Genomic DNA, 13929 nt, shown 5'->3' on the forward strand with positions numbered 1-13929 from the left:
GGGGCGTTGGCGGTCGACGTGGCCTTCTGGTTAACTATCTGAAAAAAATATGACTAATTTGGCATCGGTGATGCTGTGGGGCGATCCGTCAGAATGTGCCGGTACGGGGGCCGCCCACCTTGCTCTCCAGCCCCCGCCGCAGCGTCTAGCTCCAGCCTCCGCCCGTCATGCCGGACAACTTGGGAAGCTCAAGGACAGCTTGTCCGGACAGCGGGTCTTGGGGGCGAATGGGACGCCTCACACCGCCTCCGGCAAGAAGATCGTGAACGCCGTGCCTTCGCCGGGGGTGCTCTGGACGGTGATGCGGCCGTTTTGGCGTTCGACGAGTTTCTGGCAGATGGACAGGCCAAGGCCGGAGCCGGTGGCGCTGGAACCGGAACTGGACCTGCTGCCGGAGGCAGAGCCGGGGGCAGGCCGGGTGGTGAAGAAGGGCTCGAAGATGCGGGCCTGCACCTCGGCGCTCATGCCGGTGCCGGTGTCTGCCACCGTGAAGCGCACGCCGGAATGGCCGGCTTCTTCCGCGTCCTCGCAGGCGAGGCGCAGCCGTCCGCCACCGGGCATGGCGTGCACGGCATTGACGATGAGATTGATCAGCACCTGCTGAAGCTCGGTGCGGTTGATCAGCACCTGCCGGGTGGAGAAGGGCTCCAGCGTGACGCTGACACCGGCCTTTTTCAGAAGATGCTGCACCAGCGGCAGGCAGCCTTCGAGGGCTTCGGCGGGGTCGGTGCGCTCGGTCCAGCCGGCGAATTCCTCCGGCCGTGCAAACTGCAGGAGGCGGGTGACGATGAGGTGGATGCGGTGGACCTGTTCGTCCAGCAGGCGGAACTCGGTGGCAGCTTCCACCACCCGGTCACCCATCACCTGCCGCAGCACATCGAGATTGCCCTGGATGACGGCGACCGGATTGTTGATCTCATGGGCGACGCCTGCGGTGATCTCGCCGATGGCGGCGAGTTTTTCCGAAACGATGAGCTGGCGGGTGGCGGCCTCCAGCTGCAGGTTGGACTGTTCCAGCTCGCGGGTGCGCTCGGCGACGCGGGCGTTGAGCTGTTCGTTCCACTGGCGCAGGGCCGCGTCCCGCTCCTGCACGAGATCCAGCAGGTGGTCGAGCAGATGCGCCACGCGGGTGATTTCGTCCTGACCGGCCCCGCCGCCCTGCGGCTGCTGGGCATGGGTGCGGGCGCCCATGTCGCCTGCCTCGACACGGGAAATGGTGCCGGCCATCTTCTCCAGCGGCCGGAAGATCGCCCGCGCCCAGCGCAGGAAGATGGGCACGGTGATGGTGCCGATGGCCAGAAGCGCAAGGACGACCAGCAGCACCGTCTGCTGCCGCGCCTGCGTGAAGGGCGTTTCCAGAAAGCCCACATAAAGCATGCCCACGCGCTGGCCCTCGCTGTCGAGGATCGGCTCATAGGCGGAGATGTACCAGTCGTTGACGACGAAGGCGCTGGCCCGCCAGGTGATGCCGTCATCCAGAACGGTCTTGCGCACGGCGTCCGACACCCGCGTGCCCAGCGCGCGCTTGCCCTCGAACAGGCGCACATTGGTGCTGATGCGCACGTCATCGAGAAACAGCGTCGCCGTGCCCTCGCTGCCCTCAGGCAGGCTGCCCTGCCGGTAGACGAGATCATTGATCGTGTCGATGAAGACGAGGTTCTGGTTGAGGAGCAGGCCTCCGGTGAGCGCAGCCTTGCGGCCATCGGCAAGCGTGACCGGGGTGGCGGCCAGAATGACCATGCCCCGGTCTTCGGTCTTGCGCGGGCTGGGGGCGGCGTTGGCGGTAGGGACGATGTCGAGCCTGGCACGCGCCGCAAGCTCCGGCGACAGCCGTTCAAGATCCGGGCCGGAGAGAATGGTGATGCCGGTGCGGGCGGTGCCTTCCAGCGCGCTGGCGATGACCGGGGAGGATTGCTCCGGCAAAAGCAGGTCCGGGCTGCTGGCGGCAATCAACGCGCCCGAAGCGTCGGTGAGATAGAGATAGTCGAGGCCGAGGCTGGTCTTTTCCTGCGCCAGCAGATCCGCCAGTGCCGGGCCAGAGGCGGCGCTCTGGAAGCGGGCGGACTGGGCGATGGCGGTCAGCCGCTCGCCGTTGGTTTCCATCAGCCTTGCGAGATACTGCCGGGCGATGGTGAGATCGGCGCTCACCTTGTTGATCAGGACCTCGCTGAACTTGGTGTTCCAGCGCAACATGATGCCGCCGGCCACCAGCGGCACGATGACCAGCATGGGCAGAAGCGCAATCGCCAGCAGGCGGAAACGGACGGAGCGGGACGGGCGGACGCGCTCCAGCGGCGCGGCTGGCTCAGACATTCCAGTCCCTGAGCCGCCGGTCGATGGTCTTGCGGGAAATGCCGAGAAGGCTTGCGGCTGCATCCCGGTCGCCGCCGCAGCGCTCCAGCGTGCCCAGAATATGGTTGCGCTCCATATCGGCCAGCGTCTGCGTGCCATCAGCCTGCGGTGCCGCATTGGCTTGCCCGCCGGCAATGGGCGTTGGCGCGGTGCGCAGGAAATCCGGCGGAAAGCGGCCAAGGATCAGGCTGCGCTCGATGAAATTGCGCAGCTCGCGCACATTGCCCGGCCAGTCATAGGCGGCAATCGCCCGGCGCACCTCTTCGGTGAGCAGCAGCGGAGGGGTGCCGAGCTGCAGCGACAGTTTCTGCATGAACAGATCCGCCAGATCGAGCGCATCGCGCCCGCGCTCCTTCAACGGCGGCATGTGCAGGCTGACGATGTTGATGCGGAAGAAGAGATCGGCCCGGAAGCGCCCTTCCGCCACCGCTTTCTCCAGATCCACATTGGTGGCAAAGACGAAACGCAGATCGACCGGCAGCTCGCGCTCGGCGCCGACGGGGCGCACCTTGCGGTCTTCCAGCACGCGCAGCAGCTTGCCCTGGGTCTGAAGGGGCAGGTCGCCGATTTCGTCCAGAAACAGCGTGCCGCCACGTGCATGCAGGAACAGCCCCTCACGCCCGTTCTGCGCGCCGGTGAAGGCACCCTTCACATGGCCGAAAAGCTCGCTCTCCACCATGTCGGAGGGCATGGCGGCGCAGTTGACCGGCACGAAGGGCTTGGCCGCCCGGTCGGACAGCTCGTGGATCATGCGCGCCGCCACTTCCTTGCCGGTGCCGGACTGGCCGGTCAGCAGCACGGAGGAGGGGAGCGGGGCAACGCGGGCGATGGTGGCGCGGATGTCCTCGATGGCGGGAGATTCGCCGATCAGCTTGTCGCGCAGGAGAATGAGGTCGGAGCTTGCCTTCAGCTCATGACGCAGCACCGTGTTCTCCCGCTGCAGCTGCATCCGGTCGAGGCAGCGGGCCACGGCGTTGAGGATCTGGTTGGAGCGGAAAGGCTTCAGCACGAAATCCGCCGCGCCCGCCTGCAGCGCCTGAATGGCCGTCTCAAGGTCGGCATAGGCGGTGATCAGGATGGCGGCGGGCAGAAAGCCGGTGTCACGCTGTTCGGCCAGCCAGTCCACGCCACGCTTGCCGCCCATGATATTGTCGAGAATGACGATATCGAAATGCGCTGCATCCAGCAGGCCAGTGGCCTCTTCGACGCTGGCGGCCAGATCCAGATGCCGGCAGCGCGGGCGCAGGGTCCGGTCGAGGAAGTTGCGCATGCCAGGCTCGTCATCGATGACGAGGATCGAGGCTTCCCTCAGAGCCTGATCAAAGCCCGTCTTCGGCGCAGCGCTGGCCAGTGCCGTGCTGGTGTTCATTCTCCCCTCCCATGCTGCCTGCCTGCGGTGTCTTGTCTGCACCTTGCGAGCGGCAGACCGTGACCCTCGCAAAACTGGCAGGCAAGGGCAAGGGTGGAGAGGGTCAATGCAGCCGGTCGAGTGGCAGGAACTCGACGCAGATCAGGATGAAGCCTGCGAGGAACACGGTTTCGGCCACCAGCAGCGCAATGGCGCGGCGGCCAACGCTCATGATGTTGGGCAGGGACGTCTTGACGCCGACCGCGCCGATGGCCGCCAGCAGCGCCCAGCGGGAAGCGGCATTGGCGCCTTCTGCGACGAAGGCCGGGATTTCGATGAGGGAATTGAGGATGGCCAGCGCCAGAAAGCCGAGGACGAACAGCGGCACCAGCGGCGGGCGCTTGGCATCGGAGGGCACGGAGCGGCGGAAGGCGAGGGCGATCAGCAGCACCACGGGCGCCAGCATGGTGACGCGGATCAGCTTCACCAGCACGGCCATGTCGCCAGTCGTTTCGGAGACGGAGAAGCCTGCGCCCACCACCTGCGCCACATCGTGGATCGTTGCGCCGAGGAAGACGCCGGTGACCGGATCGCTCATGCCCAGAGCGGAGGCGAGGATGGGGTAGCCGATCATGGCCAGCGTCGACAGCATGGTGACGCCGAAGACGGCGAACACCATGTCGCGCTCGGCCTCATGGGCAGACTTGCGCGGCAGCACGGCGGCGATGGCCATGGCGGCGGACGCCCCGCAGATGGCGACGGCACCGCCTGTGAGCAGGCCGAAGCGGCTTTCCTGCCCGAAGAGGCGCGAGACGGCCATGCCGAAGCCGATGGTCAGGGCAACGGCTGCGGCCAGCACCAGCAGCATGGGCAGGCCGAGATCGGCAAACATGCCGAGGCTGATCCTGAGGCCGAGCAGCGTGATCCCGGCGCGCAGGAGGTTCTTCGCTGCAAATTCCAGCCCCGGCAGCATGCGCGGGTCATCGGAGAGGAAATGCAGCGCAAGGCCGATGAGGATCGCCAGCAGCATGGCCGGTGCGCCGTAATGCTCCGACAGGAAGGCGGAGGCGAGCGCGATCAGCACGGCGATGGAAAGGCCGGGGAAGCGCAGGCGCATGCGCGCCGCAAGCGAAGTCTCTCCGTTTTTTTCGGCTGGAAAGGCCTGATCTGGAGTGGCGATGATGTGAACCTTCAGGATTGGGCGCAAAAGAGACGCACCGGATGTTCCGGTGCCTGTCTTGAGAGCCGTCGTTTTGCGGGGCAGAAATTTCGTTTCAGGGCAGGTGAAAGGATATCTTATCCGGGCCTGTTTGCGGTTGCGGTTTGTGGCTGGTATCTACGGCAAGGCGTTTCAGCCCCCTCCCTCTTGTGGGGCATTGTTTACAACGGACAGCCAGTCAGGCTCCCCGGTTACGGTTTGAGGAAAGGCTGCGTTCTGGTCATTCCTGCAAGGCGTTTCAGCCCCCCTCCCCCTCGTGGGGAGGGGTTAGGGGTGGGGGGAAGGCCTTTCCGGCTGGCAGAGTATCCGTTGATTGCAGATAGTCTCTCCTCTTCAGAAGACGTCCGGTTTTTGGGACCCTTGCAGGCTCAGTGCCCCCCACCCCTTACCCCTCCCCACGAGGGGGAGGGGGGCGGAAGCGCACTGCCATCATGCCAGACGCAGATCTGTGGGCTTCTCTCTGCAACTGATATGTAAGACCTGCCTCCTTCAGAGGAGAGGGCGCTCCAGCCACAGCTGAATGCATTCCCCAAAAGCAGGACGGAGCGGACCCCGTCCTGCAGGATCCACTATCAGTCGGCCGTTTCGGCGGCACGCTCGGCGTTGACCTGTTCTTCGGCCTCGGCCACGGCGGTGGTGAACATGGCGAAGACTTCCTCGCCGCCCGTGACCTTGGTCTTGAACCAGTCGAACACCGGCGTGACGGCCTCCTTGAAGGCGGCCTTTTCTTCAGCCGTCGGCACGTAGATCTCGCCGCCGGCTTTCAGGAAGTCCTGATAGGCGGCGATTTCCTTGCGCTTCGGGCTGGCGAAGGTGGCCTGCTGCAGCGCGGCGAAGCCATCGGCCACAATCGTGCGCTGTTCCGGCGTCAGCGACAGGAAGCGCTCGTTCGACATCCACCAGAAGGCGCCCATGTAGGAGTGGCCATCCAGCGTGATGTATTTCACGCCCGCGTCGGTGAACTTCATGTTCATGATGTCGGTGATGCCGTTGGCCGTGCCTTCGACAACGCCGGTCTGCAGGGCGGTGAAGAGTTCCGGCCACGGAACGGGCGTGGGAGACGCGCCGACGGCGGTGGCCACCTGCTGCGGCAGGTCGGCCGGGACGGTGCGCATCTTCAGGCCCTTGAGGTCTGCCGGGGTCTTCACCGTGGCCTTGGTGTTGGCATAGTTGCGCCAGCCGCCGGTGTTGCCGATGGTCATCAGGCGGATGGTGTTGCCGCTGTCGGCCAGTGCCTTGGCGCGCAGTTCGCGGGTGAAGGGGCCGGTCAGCACGGTTTCGGCCACCCGGTCATCGCTCATCAGATAGGGCAGGTCCAGCACCTGGATATAGGGGAAGAGGCCCGCCGCACCGCCGGAGGTGGAGATGTAGATATCGATGTTGCCGTCGGCGACGCCCTGAAGGCATTCCTCGCCGGTGGCGCAGAGCTGGGTGCCGATGAAGAGCTCCACGGCAATGGCGCCGTTCGAGGCATTCTCGACGTAATTCTTGAAGACGACGAGGCCGTCATAGTCCTCGTCATCCGTGTTGGAATTGGCGGTGGCGCGCAGGGTGATGTCTGCGGCCTGCGCCATGGTGGCCATGGACAGCGTGCTGGCCAGCAGCACGGTCTTCAGAAGTGCCTTGAGCATTCAGTTCCTCCCTTTCACTCAAGTCAGTTCACGAACCCCAGAAGGCGGGGGACGGTGAGGCAGATGGCGGGGAAATAGGTGATCAGGAAGATCACGGCCACTTCCGCCGCCAGGAACGGCAGCGTTGCCCGGGCAATGGTCTCCACCCTCAGGCCCGAGACGGACGAGGTGACGAAGAGTACGAGGCCCATGGGCGGGGTGAGCAGGCCAACGGTGAGGTTCACCGCCATGATGATGGCAAAATGGATCGGGTCCACGCCCATGGAGGTGAAGATGGGTCCTAGGATCGGCCCGAGGATGATGATGGCGGGCCCCGCATCGAGGAACATGCCGACGATGAACAGCAGCACGTTGATCAGGAACAGCAGCACCAGCGGGTTGTTGCTGAGGCCGAGGATGATATCGGCCAGCAGTTCCGGCGTGTGGGCAAGGCTCGCCACGGTCTTGAAGGCCATGGCGGCGCCCACCAGCAGCAATACCACGGCGGAGGTCATGCCGGCGCGGGTCAGCACGTCCGGGATCTCGCGCAGCTTCAGCGTGCGCATGACGAAGAGGCCGATGAAGAAGGCATAGCCCACCGCTACGGCCGAGGCTTCCGTCGGGGTGAAGACGCCGCCGAGAATACCGCCGAGGATGATCACCGGCGTCAGCAGCGGCCAGAAGGCCGAGAGACTGGCTTTGCCTCTATCTCCCCATGAGGCGCGAGCGGTGGCGGCGGGCAGGTTTTCCCGGTCCGCCTGCAGCCAGACGATGACCATCAGACTGAGACCAATGAGAATGCCCGGCACGATGCCCGCAAGGAACAGGGCGGCAACGCTCTGGTTCATCACATAGGCGTAGATGATCATGATGCCGGAGGGCGGAATGATCGGGCCGATGATGGAGGAGGCGGCTGTGACGGCGGCGGCAAAGCGCCGGGTGTAGCCCTGCTTTTCCATGGCCGGGATCAGCATGGAGCCCAGCGCCGAGACATCCGCCACTGCCGAGCCGGAAAGCCCGGAAAAGAGCATGGAGGACATGATGTTCACATGCGCCAGCCCGCCGCGCAGATGGCCGATCATGGCCTGCGCAAATTCCACAAGGCGCATGGTGATGCCGGCCCGGTTCATCAGCTCGCCCGCGAGCATGAAGAAGGGGATGGCCATCAGCGGGAAGCTGTCCATGCCGTTGTAGACATTGCGGTAGAGCAGGGCGATTTCGCGCTCCTGGCCATTGGCCCACAGCAGGGCGGCGGGTGCCATGATGAGGCCGAAGACCACGGGCAGGCCGAGGAACAGCAGCAGGAGGAAGAGCGGCAGGAAAAGGCTGAGCATCACTCCGCTCCCAGAGACTGAGTTTCGGTAATCGGTGCAAGCTGGCGTTCACCGCCCATGAGCGTGATGAGGCTGCGCAGGATCAGCTCGATGCAGACGGCGAACATCGCCGTGCAGCCAACCGCGAGCGAGGCCATCATCCACGCGCGGGGCACCTTCATCCATACGGACAGATCCCAGGACACCGGCACGGAAATCGCCGCCATTGCAAAGCGTCCGCCGATGCCGGTGACTTCCTTCCAGCCCAGCCGTGTGGCGTAGAACAGGAGGCCGGCAATCAGGAGGAGCAGAACGAGATTGAGCACTCCGGCCACGAGGCGCGGCAGCAGGATCACCAGCATGTCGATGCCGACGAAGCCGCCCCGGCGGAAAGCCGTGGGCACCATCAGGCCGGTCATCCAGAGCATGAGGAAACGTGCCGCCTCTTCCGTCCATGCGGGGGCGTCGTTGAGCACGTAACGGAAAAACACCTGGATCAGGATGATGATGACCATCAGCCCGACGCAGCCTGCCCCGATCCAGCGGCCTGCGGCCAGCGCCGCGCCGTTGACAAGGCTGAGGTATCTGGCAAGTGCCAGAATGAACGCCATCATTTTCCTCCCACCAGCCGCGGTCTCCCGGCGCGGCTGCCACACCCGAATGGCCTGGTCTCTCAGGTTATTCTGGCAAACCGTCCGAAAGCGCCCTGCGAGAAGCAAAGCGGTGCGCCATCGCGCTGTGCCACGCGTAGCACCCGCCCTATGACAATTGAATGGTCCCCGCCATCGTGCACGGCGTGCAGGGCACACTCGAAGCGGGCGAGGGTGCCGGGGATGACCGGCGCGCCTTCCGCATTGAACTGCCATGCCAGCCCGTCGAAGGCGGTGCCGCCCCGGGTGAAGCTGGTGCTGAGCCCGTCCTGCTCCTCACCCAGCACATGGATGGCGAAATGCGCGGCGGTGATGAAGCCGCCGTGCTTGGATGAGCTTTTTGCCGGCGACCAGAGCACCAGCGGCGGGTCCAGCGACAGCGAGGTGAAGCTGTTGGCCGTCATGCCCATGGGGCCCTGATCGCCCATCGCCGTCACCACGGTGACGCCCGTGGCGAAGGTGCCCAGCGCAGTGCGGAACTCGCGCGATGTCTCCGCGCCCGGCACGAACAGCCGCTCATCCCGTCCGGAGAGGTGTCCGTTTGCCGCCATCATCACGGAACATTCCTGCCGATGGCGAGGGTGTAGAGCTCGAACCAGGTCTGCCGGTCCATCTCCACCTTGGCTGCCTCGCCGATCTTGCTGATCCGCTCGATGTTGTTGGTGCCCATCACCGGGATGATCCGCGCCGGATGGCGCAGCAGCCAGGCGACCGCAACGGCGGTGGCATCAACGCCCTGCGCCGCGCCGATCCGCTCCAGTGCTGCCAGAAGCTGGCGGTTGTCCTCGCCGAAGAGCGAGCCGCCACCCAGCGGTGACCAGGCCATGGGCGCAATCGAGCGTTCCTGCAGATAGGCCAGATCGCCGTTGATGAAACACTCAGGCGCCACAAGGCTGATCTCGATCTGGTTGGTGACGAGCTTGCTGCTCATCGCCGACTGCAGCAGCGAGAAATCCCAGGGGCGGAAGTTGGAGACGCCGACGCTGCGCACCTTGCCTGATGCGATAAGGCCATCCAGCGCCTTGCCGGTTTCCTCGTGATCGATCAGCGGGTCGGGGCGGTGGATCAGCAGGAGGTCGATCCAGTCCGTGCCCATGTCGCGCAAGGAGGCTTCGACCGAGGCGGTGATGTGGCCTTCGGTGGTGTCGTAGTACTTCACCCGGCGGTCTGCATAGCGGCCAACCGGCGCGACAATGCCGCATTTGCTGACGAGTTCCACCTTGTCGCGCAGCTGCGGGGACGCCTTCAGCGCACCGCCGAGGATCGCCTCTGCCGTGTAGCCGCCGTAAATGTCGGCCTGATCCAGCGTGGTGATGCCCTGCGCCAGACAGCTTTCGATCTTGGCCTGAACATGCGCCGGGCTGGTGTTGCTGTCGTCGCCGATGCGCCACATGCCATAGACGATGCGGCTGAGGCTCAGGTCCTTGGTGAGGTCAATGCGGTTCATCAGCGGCGTTCTCCCACGCCCAGCGGAGTGGCGGGCGTTTCGCTTGGCACACGGCCATATTCATGGGGCAGGGAACAGGTCTTGAGCTGCGGCAGGACCTTGGTTCCGAAGTGACCGGCTTCCTCCAGATGCGGATAGCCGGAGAAGATAAAGGCACGGATGCCCATCTTCCGGTAGGATTCGATTTCCGACAGCACTTGATCGGTGGAGCCGACGAGCGCCGCCCCGCAGCCCGAGCGGGCCCGGCCAATGCCGGTCCACAGATGCGGCTCGATATACCCGAACTTGTCCGCCAGTTCGCGGGCGCGGGCCTGATGGGCAACGCCCAGCGAGATCGAGTCGTGGGCGCGGTCGCGGATCAGCTTGCCGTATTCGTCATCGAGCTTCGAGACGAGATGCTCGGCGTATTCGCGCGCTTCGGCTTCCGTGTCGCGGACGATCATGTGGACGCGCAGGCCATAGTCGAGGGTGCGGCCATGAGCGGCGGCGTGTTCATGCACGGCCTTCATCCGCTCTGCCAGCTGGTCCTTCGTCTCGGGCCACATCAGATAGACGTCGCACTGGGCGCCGCACAGCTCCAGCGCATCCGGCGAGTAGCCGCCGAAATAGAGCAGGGGGCCGCCGTTCTGCTGATAGGGCCGCGCCGGTTCCGTCGAAACGCCCTTGAACTGATAGACCTCGCCCTCATGGTCGATGGTCTCGCGCGTCCAGGCCTGCCGCAGGATCTGAACCACCTCGTGGCTGCGCTTGTAGCGGTAGGCGCTGTCGGCGACTTCGCCGGGGAAATCGGAGCTGATGACGTTGAGCGTCAGGCGGCCCTTCAGCATGTGGTCGAGCGTCGCCACCGTGCGGGCCAGCATGATGGGCTGCATCTCGCCGCAGCGGATGGCCGCCAGCATGTTGATGCGCTCCGTGATGGGCGCGCAGCCGGCCACGAAGCTCAGCGTGTCCTGCCCCACCTGATAGGACGAGGGGCACAGGATGTTGCGAAAGCCAAGGCTTTCCGCCTTCTGCACGATCGAGGAGCAGTGCTCCCAGCTGGAGCGCAGGCTGCCGTCCGGCACGCCGAGATAGGCGTAATCATCGGAACAAAGAGCCGCAAACCAGGACACTTCGGATGCGTCGAGATCGGCGGAGGTCACGGGAACAACGGTCATCATACTCCCCTTTTGAGCCGCAGTTTCCACTTGCGTAACACCTGCATTGATGTAAATCAATAGTGTATCAATTTTCTCGTGACCCACTCCTCGAACACCTCATTCCACGGCCGGAGCGTGATGACACAGAGCAAGGGCAGCCTGCCGATCTACATGCAGATCGCCGAATTGCTGGTGCGCGATATTGCTGCCGGACGGCTGATCGACGGCATGCGCCTGCCACCGGAACGGGACATGGCGGCGGAGATGGGCATTGCTGTCGGAACCCTGCGCAAAGCATTGGCAGAGTTGCAGAATCGCGGGCTGCTGGAGCGCGTTCAGGGCTCGGGGAACTACATCCGGGCGATGAGTGACCCGAAGAGCCTTTACGCCATGTTCCGGCTGGAACTGATCAAGGGCGGCGGCCTGCCGACCGCGGAGGTTCTGTCCGTCACCCGGCTGGCCAAGCCGGATTACCTGCCGCCTTTCGGGCAGGGCAGCGAAGGCCACCGCATCCGCCGCCTGCGCCGTCTTTCGGGGCAGATTGCAGCTGTCGAGGAGATCTGGCTCGACGGCTCCTATGTGCAGCACGTGACGGCAGAAGAGCTGTCGGAGTCGCTCTATCTCTTCTACCGCACCCGGCTCGGCCTGTGGATCGTCAAGGCCGAGGATCAGGTGGGGCTGGATCATGTGCCGGACTGGGCGCCTGCCAATTTCGGCCATGCGCCGGGTGCGCCGGTGCCGCACATCCTTCGCATCAGTCATGGACAGGACGGGCAGCGGGCGGAGGTTTCCCGCACCTGGTTCGATCATAACGTGGCGCGCTACGTGGCGCGTCTGAAATAGGGGGAAATACCTTGAGCCTGACGTATGGAATCATCGGCTGCGGCATGATGGGGCAGGAGCATCTGCGCAACATTGCCCTGCTGGAGGGGGCGTCTGTTGCAGCAATCTACGAGCCCGATGCAGACATGCGCGCCCGTGCCGCCGCAGCCGTGCCGGGCGCCCGGATGGTGGAGACGGTGGCGGATCTTCTGGAGGTGCCGCAGATCAACTGCCTGCTGATCGCCAGCCCCAACTTCCTGCATCTCAGCCAGCTTGAGGAAATTGCCTCCGTCCGGCCACTGCCGGTGATCGTGGAAAAGCCGCTGTTCACCGCGCCGGAAGATGCCCCGCGTCTTGCCGCCCTGCGTGCTGCCTATCCCGCGCCCATCTGGGTGGCGATGGAATACCGCTACATGCCCCCGGTCGCAAAGATGATCGAGGAAGCGGACAAGGTGACCGGCGGCATCCGCATGCTGACGATCCGCGAGCACCGCTTTCCGTTCCTCGAAAAGGTCGGCGACTGGAACCGCTTCAACCGCAACACCGGCGGCACGCTGGTGGAAAAGTGCTGCCACTTCTTCGATCTCATGCGGCATATCCTGAAGTCCGATCCGGTGCGGGTGATGGCCTCCGGCGGGCAGGCGGTGAACCATCTGGACGAGGTTTATGCGGGCGAGAGATCCGACATCTGGGATCATGCCTATGTGATCGTGGATTTCGCCTCCGGTGCCCGCGCCATGCTGGAGCTTTGCATGTTCGCGGAAGGCTCGCGCTATCAGGAGGAGATTTCCGCTGTCGGGCCGAAGGGCAAGATCGAATGCCTCGTTCCCGGGCCGGGCCGCTTCTGGCCGGAGCATCTGGGCGAACCGCCGGTGCCGCAGGTCATCGTCTCGCCGCGCCAGCCGCAGGGGCCCGTGGTGCTGGAAGTGCCGGTCGATCCGCAGCTGCTGGATGCCGGCGACCACAACGGCTCCACCTTCTACCAGCACCAGCGCTTCCAGAGGGCCGTCACCGCCGGTGCGCCGGTGGAAGTGGCGCTGAATGACGGCTGGTGGGCCGTCGCCATGGGCCTCGCCGCCCAGCAATCCGCCATGACCGGCAAGGCCGTGGACATTGCAAGCCTCGCTTATACTCCGGGGTGAAAGGTTGCGCGGTGGTCGCTTGCAGCCTTGGCTCCATGTCATCCCGGTTTGGCGCGGAGCGGCAAGACCGGGATCTAGTACCCCCTGCGTCACAGATGTGAACGCCGGGGCTACTGGATCCCCGCATGCGCGGGGATGACAAGATGAGAGGCCGCGGGCAGAACTGCTGGTCAGACAGAGTTCCCTTCTCACACCGCGTCCCCGTTGACCTCATCCCGCATCCGGCTAATCTGCCGCCCGCCCGCGCAGCTGTTCAGAGATTCCAATTCTGCGGGCAGGGAGGGTTTTCGTCATGCTCAAGGGCATTCATCCGCTCATCAGCCCGGAACTGCTGATGGTTCTGGCCGCCATGGGGCATGGCGACGAGATTGCCATCGTCGATGCCAATTTTCCGGCCGAATCGACCGCCCGCCGCACGGTGCATGGCGTGCCGCTGCGCATGGATTGCCCGGCAGTGAAAGCGGTGGAGGCCATTCTCACCCTGCTGCCGGTCGATACATTCGACGGCGATCCGGTCTTCACCATGCAGGTGGTGGGCGATGCTGCGGCCATTCCGCCGGTCGTGGCGGAAGCAAAGCCCCTGTTCGACGCGGAAAAAGCGTCCATGGCCTCGCTGGAGCGCTATGATTTCTACGCCCGTGCCAAGGAATGCTATGCCGTGGTCCTCACCACCGAACTGCGCGCCTATGGCAACTTCATCATCCGCAAGGGCGTGATTTTCGGATAGTTAACTAAGGCTGAGCGCATAGAGTGGGCCCTTGAGCTCACCTTTCGCCCATAACATTGCCGATGGTGAGCTCTCATTGCGCTGTCGGGCAAACCAGGCAGGTTAATTTATGTGAGAGGCAGATAATTTCATTGTTGCCCTTCTCCCTGTTAAGTAGGAT

12 protein-coding genes are annotated in these 13929 nt (G+C 64.5%); 3 read left to right on the forward strand and 9 right to left on the reverse strand.

What is annotated here, in order from left to right:
* Positions 1–237: 237 nt before the first annotated feature.
* The 9 genes from IF10I1_RS13580 to IF10I1_RS13620 form a co-directional block, all read right to left on the reverse strand.
* Complete coding sequence (locus IF10I1_RS13580; protein ID WP_186424539.1) at positions 238–2313, reverse strand: cache domain-containing protein; 2076 nt, start codon at positions 2311–2313, stop codon at positions 238–240.
* A complete protein-coding gene (locus IF10I1_RS13585; protein WP_186424540.1) occupies positions 2306–3721 on the reverse strand; it encodes a sigma-54 dependent transcriptional regulator in 1416 nt (471 codons plus the stop codon). Before IF10I1_RS13585 ends, IF10I1_RS13580 begins: the two co-directional genes overlap by 8 nt.
* 103 nt (positions 3722–3824) lie before the next feature.
* Entirely contained in the window at positions 3825–4817 is a 993-nt protein-coding gene (locus IF10I1_RS13590) for a putative sulfate exporter family transporter (protein WP_208994286.1), read from the reverse strand.
* Between the two features lie 674 nt (positions 4818–5491).
* Positions 5492–6550 carry a TRAP transporter substrate-binding protein DctP gene (dctP, locus tag IF10I1_RS13595; protein ID WP_186393250.1) on the reverse strand — a complete coding sequence of 353 codons (1059 nt, stop codon included), beginning with the start codon at positions 6548–6550 and terminating at the stop codon, positions 5492–5494.
* A gap of 23 nt (positions 6551–6573) precedes the next feature.
* Positions 6574–7863, reverse strand: coding sequence for a TRAP transporter large permease (locus IF10I1_RS13600; RefSeq protein ID WP_186393251.1), 1290 nt, complete (start codon positions 7861–7863; stop codon positions 6574–6576).
* Positions 7863–8453, reverse strand: a complete 591-nt coding sequence (locus IF10I1_RS13605) for a TRAP transporter small permease (RefSeq protein ID WP_208977453.1) — start codon at positions 8451–8453, stop codon at positions 7863–7865. Before IF10I1_RS13605 ends, IF10I1_RS13600 begins: the two co-directional genes overlap by 1 nt.
* A 62-nt stretch (positions 8454–8515) precedes the next feature.
* Positions 8516–9046, reverse strand: coding sequence for a flavin reductase family protein (locus IF10I1_RS13610; RefSeq protein WP_123194449.1), 531 nt, complete (start codon positions 9044–9046; stop codon positions 8516–8518).
* Positions 9046–9939 carry an aldo/keto reductase family oxidoreductase gene (locus tag IF10I1_RS13615; protein WP_186393252.1) on the reverse strand — a complete coding sequence of 298 codons (894 nt, stop codon included), beginning with the start codon at positions 9937–9939 and terminating at the stop codon, positions 9046–9048. The genes IF10I1_RS13610 and IF10I1_RS13615 overlap by 1 nt, the downstream gene beginning before the upstream one ends.
* Positions 9939–11096: an LLM class flavin-dependent oxidoreductase gene (locus IF10I1_RS13620; protein WP_058900790.1), complete on the reverse strand. Its 1158-nt coding sequence runs from the start codon at positions 11094–11096 to the stop codon at positions 9939–9941. Before IF10I1_RS13620 ends, IF10I1_RS13615 begins: the two co-directional genes overlap by 1 nt.
* A gap of 120 nt (positions 11097–11216) precedes the next feature.
* On the opposite strand from IF10I1_RS13620, the gene IF10I1_RS13625 reads away from it, so the two are divergent.
* The 3 genes from IF10I1_RS13625 to IF10I1_RS13635 all read left to right on the forward strand — a co-directional run bounded on the left by IF10I1_RS13625 (position 11217) and on the right by IF10I1_RS13635 (position 13769).
* Positions 11217–11921 carry a GntR family transcriptional regulator gene (locus tag IF10I1_RS13625; protein ID WP_186393253.1) on the forward strand — a complete coding sequence of 235 codons (705 nt, stop codon included), beginning with the start codon at positions 11217–11219 and terminating at the stop codon, positions 11919–11921.
* Between the two features lie 11 nt (positions 11922–11932).
* Positions 11933–13042: a Gfo/Idh/MocA family protein gene (locus IF10I1_RS13630; RefSeq protein ID WP_186393254.1), complete on the forward strand. Its 1110-nt coding sequence runs from the start codon at positions 11933–11935 to the stop codon at positions 13040–13042.
* Positions 13043–13334: 292 nt separating this feature from the next.
* A complete protein-coding gene (locus IF10I1_RS13635; protein ID WP_186393255.1) occupies positions 13335–13769 on the forward strand; it encodes an RbsD/FucU family protein in 435 nt (144 codons plus the stop codon).
* The last annotated feature ends 160 nt before the right edge of the window (positions 13770–13929 follow it).

The organism is Pannonibacter sp. I15F10I1 (genome assembly GCF_900185665.1).
GTDB classification, from domain to species: Bacteria; Pseudomonadota; Alphaproteobacteria; order Rhizobiales; family Stappiaceae; genus Pannonibacter; species Pannonibacter indicus.

Bases quoted from the DNA above. Each gene is read 5' to 3' on its own strand.
- IF10I1_RS13625 (WP_186393253.1), top strand. From the start codon at position 11,217: ATGACACAGAGCAAGGGCAGCCTGCCGATCTACATGCAGATCGCCGAA.
- IF10I1_RS13590 (WP_208994286.1), bottom strand. From the start codon at position 4,817: ATGCGCCTGCGCTTCCCCGGCCTTTCCATCGCCGTGCTGATCGCGCTC.
- IF10I1_RS13580 (WP_186424539.1), bottom strand. From the start codon at position 2,313: ATGTCTGAGCCAGCCGCGCCGCTGGAGCGCGTCCGCCCGTCCCGCTCC.
- IF10I1_RS13620 (WP_058900790.1), bottom strand. From the start codon at position 11,096: ATGACCGTTGTTCCCGTGACCTCCGCCGATCTCGACGCATCCGAAGTG.
- dctP (WP_186393250.1), bottom strand. From the start codon at position 6,550: ATGCTCAAGGCACTTCTGAAGACCGTGCTGCTGGCCAGCACGCTGTCC.
- IF10I1_RS13605 (WP_208977453.1), bottom strand. From the start codon at position 8,453: ATGGCGTTCATTCTGGCACTTGCCAGATACCTCAGCCTTGTCAACGGC.
- IF10I1_RS13635 (WP_186393255.1), top strand. From the start codon at position 13,335: ATGCTCAAGGGCATTCATCCGCTCATCAGCCCGGAACTGCTGATGGTT.
- IF10I1_RS13610 (WP_123194449.1), bottom strand. From the start codon at position 9,046: ATGATGGCGGCAAACGGACACCTCTCCGGACGGGATGAGCGGCTGTTC.
- IF10I1_RS13600 (WP_186393251.1), bottom strand. From the start codon at position 7,863: ATGCTCAGCCTTTTCCTGCCGCTCTTCCTCCTGCTGCTGTTCCTCGGC.
- IF10I1_RS13615 (WP_186393252.1), bottom strand. From the start codon at position 9,939: ATGAACCGCATTGACCTCACCAAGGACCTGAGCCTCAGCCGCATCGTC.
- IF10I1_RS13585 (WP_186424540.1), bottom strand. From the start codon at position 3,721: ATGAACACCAGCACGGCACTGGCCAGCGCTGCGCCGAAGACGGGCTTT.